At 66.5% G+C, this 14,207-nt stretch carries 12 protein-coding genes; 4 read left to right on the top strand and 8 right to left on the bottom strand.

Features of this window, described 5'->3' with window-relative positions; all coding sequences use genetic code 11:
• Nucleotides 1-357: 357 nt before the first annotated feature.
• Together HNP48_RS18365 and groL are read left to right on the top strand one after the other, a co-directional pair.
• Nucleotides 358-648: a co-chaperone GroES gene (locus HNP48_RS18365; protein ID WP_007854024.1), complete on the top strand. Its 291-nt coding sequence runs from the start codon at nucleotides 358-360 to the stop codon at nucleotides 646-648.
• Nucleotides 649-695: 47 nt separating this feature from the next.
• Nucleotides 696-2,348, top strand: a complete 1,653-nt coding sequence (gene groL, locus HNP48_RS18360; RefSeq protein WP_184859624.1) for a chaperonin GroEL — start codon at nucleotides 696-698, stop codon at nucleotides 2,346-2,348.
• A 97-nt stretch (nucleotides 2,349-2,445) separates the two neighbouring features.
• On the opposite strand, the gene HNP48_RS18355 is transcribed toward groL, so the two are convergent.
• From HNP48_RS18355 to edd, 3 genes are all read right to left on the bottom strand, one after another.
• Nucleotides 2,446-4,539 (bottom strand): TonB-dependent siderophore receptor, encoded by a 2,094-nt coding sequence (locus HNP48_RS18355; protein ID WP_184859622.1) that lies wholly within the window; start codon nucleotides 4,537-4,539, stop codon nucleotides 2,446-2,448.
• 200 nt (nucleotides 4,540-4,739) lie between these two features.
• Nucleotides 4,740-5,396, bottom strand: a complete 657-nt coding sequence (locus HNP48_RS18350; protein WP_184859620.1) for a bifunctional 4-hydroxy-2-oxoglutarate aldolase/2-dehydro-3-deoxy-phosphogluconate aldolase — start codon at nucleotides 5,394-5,396, stop codon at nucleotides 4,740-4,742.
• Nucleotides 5,387-7,156 carry a phosphogluconate dehydratase gene (gene edd, locus HNP48_RS18345; protein ID WP_184859618.1) on the bottom strand — a complete coding sequence of 590 codons (1,770 nt, stop codon included), beginning with the start codon at nucleotides 7,154-7,156 and terminating at the stop codon, nucleotides 5,387-5,389. The genes HNP48_RS18350 and edd overlap by 10 nt, the downstream gene beginning before the upstream one ends.
• A gap of 103 nt (nucleotides 7,157-7,259) precedes the next feature.
• On the opposite strand from edd, the gene HNP48_RS18340 reads away from it, so the two are divergent.
• Entirely contained in the window at nucleotides 7,260-8,177 is a 918-nt protein-coding gene (locus HNP48_RS18340) for an SMP-30/gluconolactonase/LRE family protein (protein WP_184859616.1), read from the top strand.
• 3 nt (nucleotides 8,178-8,180) lie between these two features.
• Here the strand turns inward: HNP48_RS18340 and HNP48_RS18335 are convergent, their stop codons facing one another.
• Entirely contained in the window at nucleotides 8,181-9,395 is a 1,215-nt protein-coding gene (locus tag HNP48_RS18335; protein ID WP_184859613.1) for an AGE family epimerase/isomerase, read from the bottom strand.
• A gap of 87 nt (nucleotides 9,396-9,482) precedes the next feature.
• On the bottom strand, nucleotides 9,483-11,045 hold the full coding sequence (pgi, locus tag HNP48_RS18330; protein WP_184859610.1) for a glucose-6-phosphate isomerase: 1,563 nt from the start codon (nucleotides 11,043-11,045) through the stop codon (nucleotides 9,483-9,485).
• A gap of 189 nt (nucleotides 11,046-11,234) precedes the next feature.
• Between pgi and zwf the strand changes: the two genes are divergently transcribed.
• Entirely contained in the window at nucleotides 11,235-12,689 is a 1,455-nt protein-coding gene (zwf, locus tag HNP48_RS18325; RefSeq protein WP_184859608.1) for a glucose-6-phosphate dehydrogenase, read from the top strand.
• Between the two features lie 213 nt (nucleotides 12,690-12,902).
• Here the strand turns inward: zwf and HNP48_RS18320 are convergent, their stop codons facing one another.
• From HNP48_RS18320 to HNP48_RS18310, 3 genes are all read right to left on the bottom strand, one after another.
• Nucleotides 12,903-13,196: a DUF4148 domain-containing protein gene (locus tag HNP48_RS18320; protein ID WP_145693723.1), complete on the bottom strand. Its 294-nt coding sequence runs from the start codon at nucleotides 13,194-13,196 to the stop codon at nucleotides 12,903-12,905.
• Nucleotides 13,197-13,254: 58 nt separating this feature from the next.
• On the bottom strand, nucleotides 13,255-13,548 hold the full coding sequence (locus HNP48_RS18315) for a DUF4148 domain-containing protein (protein ID WP_184859606.1): 294 nt from the start codon (nucleotides 13,546-13,548) through the stop codon (nucleotides 13,255-13,257).
• A 241-nt stretch (nucleotides 13,549-13,789) separates the two neighbouring features.
• A complete protein-coding gene (locus HNP48_RS18310) occupies nucleotides 13,790-14,206 on the bottom strand; it encodes a VOC family protein (RefSeq protein ID WP_184859604.1) in 417 nt (138 codons plus the stop codon).
• Nucleotide 14,207 lies beyond the last annotated feature (1 nt).

The raw sequence follows: 14,207 nt of genomic DNA, 5'->3' as shown, positions 1-14,207 counted from the left end.
AAGTTACCGACGAAAGACGGCTTTCACCCCACCCCGGCGGGGGGAGAACAGAGGCGGCCATGCAGGGTGCGCGCGGCCCCAGGGCCCGGGCTTTCGGCATGCAGGCCTTGCGGCAGGGCGGCTTTCCAGGCGCTCAGGTGCTTGCCGACACCCCCTGTCCGCAGTGCCGCGGCGAACATCTGGACGCGTGTTTGACACCTTTCCAATCACCCCATGTCTTGAAACGGCAACAAATGCCCGTATCATTAGCACTCACTGCAATGGAGTGCTAACACCCTTGCTGGATGAAGTTTGGTAGCGAATGGCACTCGCCAGGCGCTTCGTACTGTCGGTAATTTTTGAACCAGGAGCAATGCAATGAACCTTCGCCCCCTGCACGATCGCGTGATCGTCAAGCGTATTGAAAGCGAAACCACGACCGCCTCCGGCATCGTGATCCCCGACAACGCCGCTGAAAAGCCCGATCAAGGTGAAGTGCTGGCCGTTGGCCCCGGCAAGAAGAACGACAAGGGCGAGCTGATCGCCCTGAACGTGAAGGTCGGCGACCGCGTTCTGTTCGGCAAGTACTCGGGCCAGACCGTCAAGATCAAGGGCGACGAGCTGCTGGTCATGAAGGAAGACGACCTTTTTGCTGTCGTCGAGAAGTAATTCTTCTCCCTACTGAGCAGACTTTTTACTGAATTCGGAGAAATCAAATGGCAGCAAAAGACGTAGTTTTCGGCGGCGAAGCCCGCGCACGCATGGTTGAAGGCGTGAACATCCTGGCCAACGCGGTCAAGGTGACCCTGGGCCCCAAGGGCCGCAACGTGGTGCTCGAGCGCTCCTTCGGCGCCCCCACCGTGACCAAGGACGGCGTGTCCGTGGCCAAGGAAATCGAACTCAAGGACAAGCTGCAGAACATGGGCGCCCAGCTCGTGAAGGAAGTGGCCTCCAAGACCAGCGACAACGCTGGTGACGGCACCACCACCGCGACCGTGCTGGCCCAGGCCATCGTGCGCGAAGGCTTCAAGTACGTGGCCGCCGGCATCAACCCCATGGACCTCAAGCGCGGTATCGACAAGGCTGTCGCCGCCCTGGTCGTGGAACTGAAGAAGGCTTCCAAGCCCACCACCACCTCCAAGGAAATCGCCCAAGTGGGTTCGATCTCCGCCAACTCCGACGAAACCATCGGCAAGCTGATCGCTGACGCCATGGACAAGGTCGGCAAGGAAGGCGTGATCACCGTGGAAGACGGCAAGTCGCTCGAGTCCGAACTGGACGTCGTGGAAGGCATGCAGTTCGACCGCGGCTACCTGTCGCCCTACTTCATCAACAACCCCGAAAAGCAATCCGCGATTCTGGACAACCCCTTCGTGCTGCTGTTCGACAAGAAGATCAGCAACATCCGTGACCTGCTGCCCACGCTGGAGCAAGTCGCCAAGGCCGGCCGTCCCCTGCTGATCATTGCCGAAGAAGTCGAAGGCGAAGCCCTGGCGACGCTGGTGGTCAACACCATCCGCGGCATCCTGAAGGTTGTGGCTGTGAAGGCCCCTGGCTTCGGCGACCGCCGCAAGGCCATGCTGGAAGACATCGCCATCCTGACGGGCGGCAAGGTCATCGCCGAAGAAGTGGGCCTGACCCTCGAGAAGGTGACCCTGGCCGACCTGGGCCAGGCCAAGCGCATCGAAGTGGGCAAGGAAAACACCATCATCATCGACGGCTCCGGCGCTGCCGCTGACATCGAAGCCCGCGTCAAGCAAGTGCGCGTGCAGATCGAGGAAGCCACGTCCGACTACGACCGCGAAAAGCTGCAAGAGCGCGTGGCCAAGCTGGCCGGCGGTGTGGCCGTGATCAAGGTCGGCGCTGCCACCGAAGTCGAAATGAAGGAAAAGAAGGCCCGCGTGGAAGACGCACTGCACGCTACCCGCGCTGCCGTGGAAGAAGGCGTGGTGGCCGGTGGTGGCGTGGCCCTGCTGCGTGCCAAGCAAGCCGTGGGTGACTCGGTCAAGGGCGACAACGCCGACCAGGAAGCCGGTATCAAGCTGGTGCTGAAGGCCATCGAAGCGCCTCTGCGCGAAATCGTGAACAACGCCGGCGGCGAAGCCTCGGTGGTGGTGAACGCCGTGTTGGCCGGCAAGGGCAACTTCGGCTTCAACGCTTCGAACGACACCTACGGCGACATGCTCGAGCTGGGCATTCTGGACCCCACGAAGGTCACCCGCACGGCCCTGCAGAACGCTGCCTCCGTGGCATCGCTGCTGCTGACGACCGAAGCCATGGTTGCCGAAGCCCCGAAGGACGACGCTCCTGCCGGCGGCGGCATGCCCGACATGGGCGGCATGGGTGGCATGGGCGGCATGGGCATGTAATTGCCGAGCGCGCAGGAGCAGGCCGCACGGCGGCTCCTGTGAGCCCATAAAAAAGCCCCGCAGGCTGCAAGGCCTGCGGGGCTTCTTCGTTGGTGCATCAGAATCTGTAGGTCGCGCTCAGCACCACGTTGCGGCGCGTGGCCCACCAGCAGTCGCCGCGCGCGAGGCAGGTGCTCACATACTGCTTGTCGGCAAGGTTGCTGATGTTGAGCGCATAGCGCCACTGCGGTGTGTCGTAGGCGAGCAGCGCGTCCACCACGCCCGCCGAAGGAACGGTCGGGCCCGAGCCATCGCGGAACGAGGACAGCCAGCGGTAACCGGCACCGGCCGAGAACCCGCGCACGCCGCCGACGGCAAAGCGGTAGACACCCCAGACGGCCGCCTGGTGCCGCGGCAGCCCCTCCAGGGTGGGATCGACATCCGTGTAGTTGTAGTGGGCGATGAGGTCGAAGACCGTGGCGACGCGCCCCTTGTACTCCAGCTCCAGCCCCTTGTTGCGCGTCTGGCCGGCCTGCAGCGTGTTGCCGGCGTTGACCGGGTCGGCGATCTTCTGGTTCTTTTCCTTGAGGTCGTACACCGCCGCCGTGAACTGGGTGCCGCTGCCCTCGGGCACGTACTTCACGCCCAGCTCGATCTGCTCGCCTTCGAGCGGCTTGAAGCGCTGGCCCTGCTTGTTGATGCCGCTCACGGGGCTGAACGACTCGGCGTAGCTGATGTAGGGTGTCCAGCCGCCCGGCAGCTGGTACATCACGCCCAGGCGCTTGGTGGTGTCGCTGGTGCGGTCGTCGGCCGATCCGGCCAGGCTGTTCACCGCGCGGTCATGGCGCAGGCCGGCCACGAAGATCCAGTTGCCCCACTTCATCTGGTCCTGCAGGTAGATGCCGCTCTGGCGCTGCACATTGCGCGGGCTGGCATCCAGGGGGGCCGTCACCAGGTTGCCGTACACCGGCGCATAGGCGTCGATGGTGCTGAAGGCACTGGCGGTCGCCTTGTCCTCGGTCTGGCGGTTCCAGTCCACACCCAGCAGCAGCTGGTGGCGCAGCGCACCCGTGCTCAGGTTGCCCTGCAGGTGCGTATCCACCGCCGCCATGCGCGTGCGGGTGAGGGACTCATCGTAGAAGCGGCCCAGTACGCGCTGATTCACAGGGTCGGACCCGAAGCCGCCGAGGACCGTGTAGAAGTCGCCCCAGTGGTACACGCCGCGGTTTTCATTGCGCGCCAGGCGCAGGTTCTGGCGCACGGTCCAGTTGTCGTTGAAGCGGTGCTCGAACAGCCAGCCCACCGACTCGCGGTCGCTATCGTAGTGGTCGCCGGGCTCGCCGATGAAGCGCGACAGCGGCAGTTGGCCATTGGGGTTGGGCAACAAGGTGCCCGACCAGGGGAAGAACTGCGAGGTGCTGCCGCTGCGGTCCTGCTGCCAGTGGGCCTGCAGCACCAGCGAGGTGGCGGCGTTGGGCCGCCAGGCCAGCGAGGGCGCGATCAGGCGGCGGTCGTCGGGTACATGGTCCACCTGGGTGTCGGCCGCGCGGGCCAGGGCCACCAGGCGGTAGGACCATTCGCCGTCCTTGGTCAGCGGGCCGGTCAGATCGGCCTGCAGCTGGCGCCGGTTCCAGCTGCCCAGTTGCACGCCGACTTCGCGCTGTGCCTCCTGCAGGGGGCGCTTGCTGCCCATGTTGATCACGCCGGCCACCGTGCCGGCGCCGAACAGCATGCCCGAGGGGCCGCGCAGCACCTCGATGCGCTCCAGCGTGTAGGCGTCGGAGCGTGTGACGCTGGTGTACCAGTTGTAGTTCTGGCGCAGGCCGTCGAGGTAGACGTCCGGGTAGCTGCCGCGCACGCGCATGCCGTCGGAGCGGCTGTCCAGGCCGTAAGCATCGCTGCGCACACCGGCCGCGTAGAGCAGCGCGTCCTGCAGGTTGGAGGCGCCCTGGTCCACCAATTGGTCGCGCGTGATCACAGTGACGGATTGCGGGGTCTCGGACAGCGGCGTGTCCGTCTTGGTGGCCGTGGCGGCGTTGCGTGCGCGGTAGCCAACCACCGGGGCCGTGGCCGACTCCTTCTCTGCATTCGCGTCCACGCGCACCTCGCCCAGCGTGGCACCTGTCCCCTGCGCCCACGCCCCCGCCGCCGTGAGCCCGAACGCCAGCGCGATGCCCGCGCAGACGGCGGTCTGCCTGTAGTGAATTGCCATGATTCTCAAGAATAGTATTGATAACGATTCTCATTTTATTAATTCACCCCAGCAGTGCCACGAACTTGTCGCGCGCAGGCAACGAGCCAATGGATACCAGATGCATCCGATCTTGTGGGGCCCCATGAAAAAAGCCCGCGGCTGCAGTGCGCGGGCTTTGGGAGGGGCACTCATTGCCCCAAGGGAAATGCGTCGCCGGCTCAGCTGGCCTGCCGCAGCGCCTGTGTGGCCTGCGCCAGCTGCGTGATGCGTGCCCAGTCCCCCGAGCGCACGGCATCTCCCGGCGTGAGCCAGGACCCACCCACGCAGCGCACGTTGGGCAGTGCCAGGTAATTGGGCGCGGTGGCGTTGGTGATGCCGCCCGTGGGGCAGAAGCTGACCTGGCCAAACGGGCTGGCCCAGGACTTGAGCAGCGGGATGCCGCCCACGGCCTCGGCCGGGAAGAGCTTGAGGAACTGGAAGCCATCGGCCAGGGCTTGCATGATCTCGCTGGAGGTGGCCACGCCGGGCAGCAGCGGCAGGTTCAGCCCCTTGCAGGCCGAGCCGACTTCGGAGGTGTAGCCCGGGCTCACGGCGAAGCGGGCGCCGGCCTCGCTCGCACGGCGTGCATCCTCGGCATTGAGCACCGTGCCCACGCCGACCACGGCCTCGGGCAGCTGGCGTGCAATCGCCTCGATGGCGGGCAGGCCCGCGGGCGTGCGCAGCGTGACTTCGAGCACTTTGACCCCGCCGGCCAGCAGGGCCTCGGCCAGGGGGATCGCGTCTTCGACGCGGTCGATCACGATGACCGGGATCACCGGGCCGTAGCTGGCGATGTCCGCCGGGTTCAGGGAAGGGGTGGTGGCATTCACAGCCATGTACAGGCTCCTTGTTCGGCGCCGCCCGCATGGCGGCGAAAGTTGGCAAACAGTTCACGCCCGAAGCCGGTGGCTGCGGGCGCCTTGCATTCATCGGGGACACGTGCGGACCATTCGGCTTCGTCGACCAGCACGTCGAGCGTACCGGCCACCGCGTCCACGCGCACCAGGTCGCCGTTGCGCACCTTGGCCAGCGGGCCGCCGCCCAGGGCCTCGGGTGTCACGTGGATGGCAGCCGGCACCTTGCCCGAGGCGCCGCTCATGCGGCCATCGGTCACCAACGCCACCTTGAAGCCCTGGTTCTGCAGCACGGCCAAGGGCGGCGTGAGCTTGTGCAGCTCGGGCATGCCATTGGCGCGCGGGCCCTGGAAGCGCACCACGGCCACCATGTCCTGCTGCACCTCGCCCGCACTGAAGGCGGCGAGCAGTTCTTCCTGCGAGTCGAACACGCGTGCAGGGGCCTCGATGATGTGGCGGTCTTCGGGCACGGCCGAGACCTTGATCACGGCGCGGCCCAGGCGCCCCTGCAGCAGGCGCAGGCCACCCGTGGGCGAGAAGGGCTGGGCCACGGGCCGCAGCACGGCCTCGTCGCCCGAGGTAGCGGGAGCGGCCTGGCCACCGGCGGCAATGCCGCCCTCGTTCACGCTCAGCACGTCGGGGTGCATGAGGCCGTTGGCCATCAGTTCACGCAGGATCCAGGGCGGGCCGCCCGCGGCCTGGAACTGGTTCACGTCGGCATCGCCGTTGGGGTAGACGCGGGCCAGCAACGGCACCACGGAGGACAGGTCGTCAAAATCGGTCCAGTCGATCAGGATGCCGGCGCTGCGTGCGATGGCCACCCAGTGGATCAAGTGGTTGGTGGAGCCACCCGTGGCCAGCAGCGCGGCCATGGCGTTGACGATGCAGCGCTCGTCCACCACATGGCCGATGGGGGTGAAGCGATTGCCGCGCTTGCCGATGGACAGCACCGTGCGCATGGCCTGGCGCGTGAACTCCTCGCGCTCGCCGCTGCCGGGCGAGGCAAAGGCCGCATTGGGCACATGCAGGCCCATGGCTTCGAGCAGCATCTGGTTGCTGTTGGCCGTGCCGTAGAAGGTGCAGGTGCCGGGGCTGTGGTACGCGGCCGACTCGGCCTTGAGCAGTTCGTCTCGGCCGACCAGGCCTTGCGCGTACTGCTCGCGCACCTTGGCCTTGTCCTTGTTGGGCAGGCCCGAGCCCATGGGGCCGGCGGGCACGAACACGCAAGGCAGGTGGCCATAGTGCAGGGCACCGATCAACAGACCGGGCACGATCTTGTCGCACACGCCGAGCAGCAGCACACCGTCGAACACGTCATGGGACAGCGCAACCGCAGTGGCCATGGCAATATTGTCCCGGGAGAACAGCGACAGCTCCATGCCGGGCGTGCCCTGCGTCACGCCGTCGCACATGGCGGGCACGCCGCCGGCCACCTGGGCCATGGCGCCATGGCGCGCGGCCTCGTCGCGCAGCAGTGCGGGGTAGGCCTGGTAAGGCTGGTGGGCCGAGAGCATGTCGTTGTAGGCCGTGACGATGCCGATGTTGGGCGCCTTCTCGACGGTGACCTTGAACTTCTCGGAGCCTGGCAGCGCGGCATAGGCATGGGCCAGGTTGGCGCAGCCCATGCGGTCCTGCGGGGACTTGCGCTGGACCATGGCGTCGACCGTGGCCAGGTAGGCGGCGCGGGTCTCCTTGCTGCGCTCGATGATGCGGGCCGTCACGCGCGCTACGACTGAATGCATGGGGAATGCTCCATCGGGGATTTGGTATGGGTATGGGAATCGGTGGCAGGGCTCCTGCGGGAGCCTCTAGAATGTAACTCGATAACCACCCCGGATCAAGCCAATGTCCCTGCAGACCCTGCCCCTGCCGCCCTCGGAACTCGGCGAATCGCCGTTCTGGCATCCCCACGAAACATCCCTTTACTGGTGTGACATTCAAGGGAAGCGGGTGCACGCCTGGGAGCCGGCCAGCGGGCGCCTGCGGAGCTGGGACATGCCGTCCGAACCCGGCTGCTGCGCGCCAGCGGCCGGCCACAAAATAGTAATCGGGTTACGAGACGGCTTCTACCTGCTCGACACCCAGAGCGGCACCCTCGCCTGCCTGGCGCTGTTGCCCGCCGATGCGCACGACACCCGCGTGCTGCGCCTGAACGATGGCCGCTGCGATTCGGCGGGCCGGTTCTGGGCCGGCTCGGTGATCAGCCCGCGCACGGCCCCCGACGCGGCGCTGTGGCGGCTGGAGGCGGCACCGGGCGGCTTTCGCGTGCAGAAGATGGCGGGCGACAACTTCACCGCCAACGGCCTGGCCTTCAGCCCCGACGACCGGTGGCTCTACTGGTCGAACACGCCCGAGCACCGCATCGACCGTTTCGGCTTCGACGCAGCCACGGGCCGCATCGAGGGCCGCACCCCCTGGGCCCACTTCCCCCCCAAGGTGGCGGGCGAGTCCTATGGGGGCCGGCCCGATGGCGCCGCCGTGGACGTGCAGGGCAACTACTGGGTGGCCATGTACGAGGGGGCCTGCATTCTGCAGCTCTCGCCCACCGGCCAGGTGCTGCAGCGCATTGCCGTGCCTGTGCAGTGCCCCACCATGGTGTGCTTTGGCGGCGAAGACTTGCGCACGCTCTACATCACCTCGGCGCGCGCGGGCCGGCCTCAGGAGGAACTGGATGCCGCCGTGCCCGCGGGTTCGCTGTTCAGCCTGCCCGTGGAGGTGCCGGGCCTGCCGGTGAACTTCTTCCAGGCCAGCGCGGCGATGTGATTTTCAGGCGGCGCGCTGCGCCCCGAGCGCCAGCAGCACGTCGTAGCAGGCGCCCATGTTGTGGTAGTCCACCTTGCCGGCGTTGCTCTTTTCGCGCGTGTGGTTGCGGTTGTGCCCGTCGAGGATGCGGAACCAGGCGCCGTGCTCGTGGTCCACGAAGTGCTGCCAGCAGTAGGCCCAGATCCGGTCGTACCAGTCCCAGTAACGCTGCTCGCCCGTACGCACGGCCAGCACGGCGGCGGCCGCCATGCTCTCGGCCTGCACCCAGTGGTAGCGGCCATCGTCGCAGATGCTGCCGTCGGGTGCCATGCCATAGACGATGCCGCCGTGCACGGCATCCCAGCCCTTGTCCAGTGCAGCGTCGAACAAAAAGCGCGCGCAGGGCAGGTGCCAGTCGGCAGGGGCCAGCGCATCGAGCTGCAGCAGCAGCTTGGCCCATTCGGTCTGGTGGCCGACCTGGTAGCCCCAGGGGCGAAAGATGTTGGTCCGGTCGTGGCGGTTGTAGTCCCAATCGACCGACCAGTCGGCGCGGAAATGCTCCCACACCCAGCCGCCCGACAATGCCGCCTGGCGCTGGCAGATGCCTTGCGCGAGTTGCTCGGCGCGCTCGATGTAGCGGCGCTCGCCCGTGGCGCGAAAGGCCGAGATCATGGCCTCGCAGGCATGCATGTTGGCGTTCTGGCCACGGTAGTCCGACAGCGCCCAGTCGCGCGTGGCCTCGTCGGCATAGAGGCCCTGGGCCGGTTGCCAGAAACGCTGCTCGGCGGTCTCGAAGGCCTCGGCCAGCCACTGGCGTGCCTCGGGCATGCCGGCCTCGTGCGCGCGGGCATAGGCCAGCATCACGAAGGCCATGCCATAGCAATGGCGCGTGGCATCAAGCACGGTGGCATGGCCGCCGTGCCAGTCGATCAGCCAGGCATAGCCGCCGGTGGCCGCATCGAGGAAGGCCGTGCGCAGGAACTTCAGCGCATGCTCCATGCCGTCGTAGTAACGCTGCTCCCCCGTGGTCTGGAGCAAAATGGCATGCGTGACGACGAAGCGCGTGGCGCTCACCAGGTGGCGCGTGCGCTCGTCATACACCGTGCCATCGTCGAGAAAAAAGTGGTACATGCCGCCCCCCGGATCGGTGGCCACGGGCTCGTAGAACGCCATGGTCTGGCGGATGTGCGCGTGCAGGAACTTGGGCGAACGGAAATCGGGCGGCTGCGGTGCAGTCATGGGTGTGTCTCCTCGTTGGGCCGCGGTGGGCGGCCTGGACGCCTGAAGGCGCCTCGTTGTGAAATGCGATGAATGCTGCGCGGCAACTCAGCCGCCGCGCATGCGCGCCAGCAAGCCCGCCGTGGAGCCGTCGAGCCCCGCCGCATCGCCCGATGCCAGGCGCGATTCCAGGTCGCGCGCCAGCACCTTGCCCAGCTCCACACCCCATTGGTCGAAGCTGTTGATGCCCCACAGGCAGCCGCTCACGAAGACGCGGTGCTCCTGCAGCGCGATCAACGCGCCCAGCGAGGCGGGCGTGAGCGCTTCGAGCAGCAGAAAGGTGCTGGGCCGGTTGCCCGGGAAGTGGCGGTGGCCGTCCTCAGGGCTGGCCTTGCCCACCATGAGCGCCTGGGCCTGGGCCAGGGCATTGGCGAGCAGCTTGTCCTGGTGGCCGGGCAGCGGGTGCGCGGCCTGGCGCACGGCGATGATCTCCAGCGGCAGCACGTCCGTGCCCTGGTGCAGCATCTGGAAGAAGGCGTGCTGGCCGTTGGTGCCGGGCTCGCCCCAGAGCACGGGCGAGGTGGCGTATGGCAGTGCCTGGCCGTCGGCGCCCACGCGCTTGCCATTGCTCTCCATCTCGAGTTGCTGCAGGTAGGCCGGCAGCCGCCCCAGCGAGGCATGGTAGGGCGCGATGCAGCGGCTGGTGAAGCCGTGGAAATTGCGGTACCAGACATCGAGCAGACCCAGGCGCACCGGCAGGTTGGCCGCCAGCGGCGCCGTGCGAAAGTGCTCGTCCATGGCGTGCGCGCCGGCCAGCAGCTCGCGAAAGCCTGCCGCGCCGATGGCGATGGCGATCGGCAGGCCGATCGCCGACCACAACGAATAGCGCCCGCCCACCCAGTCCCAGAAGCCAAAGGTGGTGGTGATGCCCAGGGCACCCGCCGCCTCGACATTGGTGGTGAGCGCCGCGAAGTGGCGCGCCACGTCGCGGCCGCCCTCGGCACCGAACCAGACCAGCGCCGAGCGCGCATTGGCCATGGTCTCGGCCGTGGTGAAGGTCTTGGAAGCGATCAGGAACAGCGTGTTCTCGGGCCTCACGCTCCGCAGCACGCCATGCAGTTCGTGCCCGTCGACGTTGGAGACGAAGTGCAGGCGCTTGCCCGCGGCGCGGAAGGCGTCGAGCGCACGCACGGCCATGTGCGGCCCCAGGTCCGAACCGCCGATACCGATGTTCACCACATCGGTGATCGCGGCGTCGCCGCGCACCTGCTCCGCGTATTGCAGCATGGCATCGAGCGTGCGGTGCACCTCGGCCAGGTTCCTCGCGATGCCGGGCGTGTCCCCTGGCAGCGCCATGCCCTGGGGACGGCGCAGCAAAGTGTGCAGCACCGCACGCCCTTCGGTGTGGTTGACGGGCTCGCCTGCGAACATGGCATCGCGCTGGGCCGCAAGGCCGCACTCCTGGGCCAGCCCGAGCAGCAGCCCTTCGGTCGGCCGGTCCCACAGGTTCTTGGAAAGGTCGGCAAACACATGCGGGGCCTGCTGGCTGAAGTGCCCGAAACGCCCGCTGTCCTGCGCAAACGCCTGGCGCAGATCGAGGCTGTGCAACCCGGCATCGAACAATTCCTGCAAAACGGGCCACAGCGGGGTCTGATCACAGCGGAGGAACATGGAAAAGCTACCTGGAGAGGAAAGAGGGACAACGGCGAGATAGTAACTTGATTACCAAAATTGTCTGGTACTTTTTTGTTGCAGACACAGTTTCAAACGTCTATCACCCTGAGGATCTACACAAAGCAATGTAACGTGATTACAATTTCAGAGCAGACGCGATTACAAACATGCCGATATGGAGACCCGATGAGTTTTGACCTTGTCCTGTTTGGTGGAACCGGCGACTTGGCCTGGCGCAAGCTGATGCCGGCGCTGTTCCAGGCGTTCCGCCACGGAACGCTGCCCGAGGGGGGCCGCATCATCGCGGTGGCCCGCGACGAGCTCAGCCATGAACAATACCGCAGCCTGATCCAGTCGCGCTTCGAAGGGGTGGACCTGGCCAAGCGCCCCACCCCCGACGAGTTCGAACGCTTCGGCGCCCTGCTGCACTACCTGCGCATGGACCTGTCACAGACCCAGGACTATGCCCGCCTGGCTGCCATGCTGCACGAGCGCAATGCCGAGTCGGTGGTGATGTATGTGGCCACCGCGCCCAGCCTGTTCACCAATGTCTGCGAACAGATTGCCGCCGTGGGGCTGAACGGCCCGCACACCCGCGTGGTGCTCGAAAAGCCGCTGGGGCACGACCTGCGCTCCAACCAGGCCATCAACGACACGCTGCGCCGCGTGCTCAAGGAAGAGCAGGTCTTTCGCATCGACCATTACCTGGGCAAGCCCTCGGTGCAGAACCTGCTGGCCATGCGTTTCGGCAATGCGCTGTTCGAGCCCCTGTGGCGCCGCGAGACGATTGCCAACATCCAGATCACCATTGCCGAAGAACTGGGTGTGGAGACGCGCGGCGCCTTCTACGACCAGACCGGCGCGTTGCGCGACATGGTGCAGAACCATGCCCTGCAGCTCTTGTGCGCGATCGGCATGGAGCCCCCCATCAACGCCAGCGCCAATGCCATCCGCGACGAGAAGCTCAAGGTGCTGCAATCGCTCAAGCCCTGGAGCACCGAAACCATCGGCCAGCACGTGATCCGCGGGCAGTACGTGGCCGGCAAGACGCATGGCGCCAGCGTACCCGGCTACCTGCAGGAAAAGGGCGTGGCACCGGGCAGCACCACCGAAACCTTTGTCGCGCTGCGCACCGAGATCTCCAACTGGCGCTGGGCCGGCGTGCCGTTCTACATCCGCACCGGCAAGCGGCTGGCGGGGCGCGATGCGCACATCGTGGTCAATTTCCGGCCCGTGCCGCACCCGATCTTCCGCACCTCGGCCGGCGCGGCCAACCGCCTGGTGATCAACCTGCAGCCCAAGGACGGGCTGGAGCTGCACCTCATGGCCCAGGGCGCGGCCCAGCAGCAGGTCGAGCCCGCGCTCTCACAGGTGTCCCTGAACCTCGATTTCGACCAGCGTTTCGGCACCGAGCGCGTGGGCGCCTACGAACGCCTGCTGCTCGACGTGATTGCCGGCCGCCTGAACCTGTTCGTGCGCAGCGACGAGCAAGAGGAAGCCTGGCGCTGGGTGGAGCCCATCCTGCAGCATTGGCGCAACGATGCGCTGGGCCCGCGGCCCTACACCGCCGGCAGCTGGGGGCCGAGCGCCGCCAGCGCGATGATCGCGCGCGACGGCTACTGCTGGAGCGAGGAAGTGTGATCCCCCCGCGCACGGGCGCGGGCCCGTGCTGCAGTGGCGCCTGAGCGGCGCTGGCGCATAAAAGAAGGGCTCCCATTGGGAGCCCTTGTCAATTGCCCGGTGGGGGGGCAAGGAGGGGAAACACTTCCACATGGTGGCGGTGCCCACGACCGTGAAACACCACCACCATGGGAAGGCCCGCAACTGGCGAGCCTTGCTTGAAGGCCCTTGTTCTTACAGGGCGCTGATTTCGCCCGAAGGGATCTGGCCCAGGCGCACGGCTTCAGCGGCGGCGGCACGCACGGCAGCGCGGTCGGCCGTGGACTTGTAGGTCACGACGCGCGAACCAGCAGGCTCGATGCTGCGGGTCTGGGCCACGGTGGCGGCTTCGGCTGCCACTTCAGCGCGGGTGCGGTTCGTGTCGAACTTCAGGGCGAACTGCGAGGAGTCGGCCTCGTCAGCGTGGGCGCCGAAGGCAGAGAAAGCAGCCACAGCGGCGATGGACAGGAAACGTGCGGTCTTGTTCATGGTGATACTCCGATCGAATTCAAAAAAAATGAGGGGGCTGGTCTGTTCAGACAGGTGCTTACAGGGCACCGATCTCGCCGGAAGAGATCTGGCCGGTGCGCACAGCGTCAGCGGCCTGGGCACGCACGGCAGCGCGGTCAGCCGTCGACTTGTAGGTCACCACGCGGGAACCAGCGGGTTCCAGGCTGCGCGTCTGGGCGACGGTGGCGGCTTCAGCGGCCACTTCAGCGCGGGTGCGGTTGGTTTCGAACTTGGTGGCGAATTGCGAAGCATCGGCTTCGTCAGCGTGGGCGCCGAAAGAAGCGAAAGCAGCCACAGCGGCGATGGAGAGGAAACGTGCGGTCGTGTTCATGATGAAAGTCCTTTGGGTAGAAAAAGCGTCTCAAAAAAACCGGAGCGAAAACAACTTCAAACCGGGTTCGGTGAGTCGCCTTGCGGGTTCGGCTCATCGATGGGTTGAACTGTACGCCTCGTGTGTTCAGAGAAAAACTACCCAGTCACGAACTGTCTGTTCCAGTTTTGAAAACAATGCACGCATGAAAAATGCCGCGCAGGTGTCCCTGGGCGGCATGGCGTTTCCGTCGGGAAACGGGCTATTGCGGCAGCGGGCCGACCAGTTCGATGGGCAGGCCGTCCGGGTCGGCGATGAAGGTGAAGGGGCAGCCTGTGAAGGGGTCGGTACGCACCGGCTCGGCCGCCACCCCATGGACCGCCAGGGTGCGCAGGCAGGCCTCCAGGTCGTCCACGCGCAGCGCCAGGTGGCGCAGGCCGCAGGCCTCGGGGTAGGAGGGCCGGGGCGGCGCCTCGGGAAAGGAAAACAGCTCGATCTGCGTGCCATCGGGCAACGCCAGGTCAAGCTTGTACGACTGGCGCTCGGCGCGCCAGGTCTCGTTCACCACGGCCAGGCCCAGCACCTCGGTGTAGAAGCGCTTGGAGCGCGCGTAGTCCGAGCCGATGAGGGCCACATGGTGCACCCCGGCAAGCGACAGCGGTGGTGGCGCGCCGGCCATG

The sequence above is a fragment of the Acidovorax soli genome, assembly GCF_014207955.1.
GTDB classification, from domain to species: Bacteria; Pseudomonadota; Gammaproteobacteria; order Burkholderiales; family Burkholderiaceae_C; genus Acidovorax; species Acidovorax soli_A.
Note: the sequence above shows the minus strand (reverse complement) of the source record. Positions and strands in the feature narration are given on the sequence as shown.

Coding starts and splice junctions, on each gene's coding strand:
- HNP48_RS18350 (WP_184859620.1), bottom strand. CDS start 5,396: ATGGCTGTGAATGCCACCACCCCTTCCCTGAACCCGGCGGACATCGCC.
- HNP48_RS18315 (WP_184859606.1), bottom strand. CDS start 13,548: ATGAACACGACCGCACGTTTCCTCTCCATCGCCGCTGTGGCTGCTTTC.
- pgi (WP_184859610.1), bottom strand. CDS start 11,045: ATGTTCCTCCGCTGTGATCAGACCCCGCTGTGGCCCGTTTTGCAGGAA.
- HNP48_RS18320 (WP_145693723.1), bottom strand. CDS start 13,196: ATGAACAAGACCGCACGTTTCCTGTCCATCGCCGCTGTGGCTGCTTTC.
- zwf (WP_184859608.1), top strand. CDS start 11,235: ATGAGTTTTGACCTTGTCCTGTTTGGTGGAACCGGCGACTTGGCCTGG.
- HNP48_RS18310 (WP_184859604.1), bottom strand. CDS start 14,206: ATGGCCGGCGCGCCACCACCGCTGTCGCTTGCCGGGGTGCACCATGTG.
- edd (WP_184859618.1), bottom strand. CDS start 7,156: ATGCATTCAGTCGTAGCGCGCGTGACGGCCCGCATCATCGAGCGCAGC.
- groL (WP_184859624.1), top strand. CDS start 696: ATGGCAGCAAAAGACGTAGTTTTCGGCGGCGAAGCCCGCGCACGCATG.
- HNP48_RS18355 (WP_184859622.1), bottom strand. CDS start 4,539: ATGGCAATTCACTACAGGCAGACCGCCGTCTGCGCGGGCATCGCGCTG.
- HNP48_RS18335 (WP_184859613.1), bottom strand. CDS start 9,395: ATGACTGCACCGCAGCCGCCCGATTTCCGTTCGCCCAAGTTCCTGCAC.
- HNP48_RS18340 (WP_184859616.1), top strand. CDS start 7,260: ATGTCCCTGCAGACCCTGCCCCTGCCGCCCTCGGAACTCGGCGAATCG.
- HNP48_RS18365 (WP_007854024.1), top strand. CDS start 358: ATGAACCTTCGCCCCCTGCACGATCGCGTGATCGTCAAGCGTATTGAA.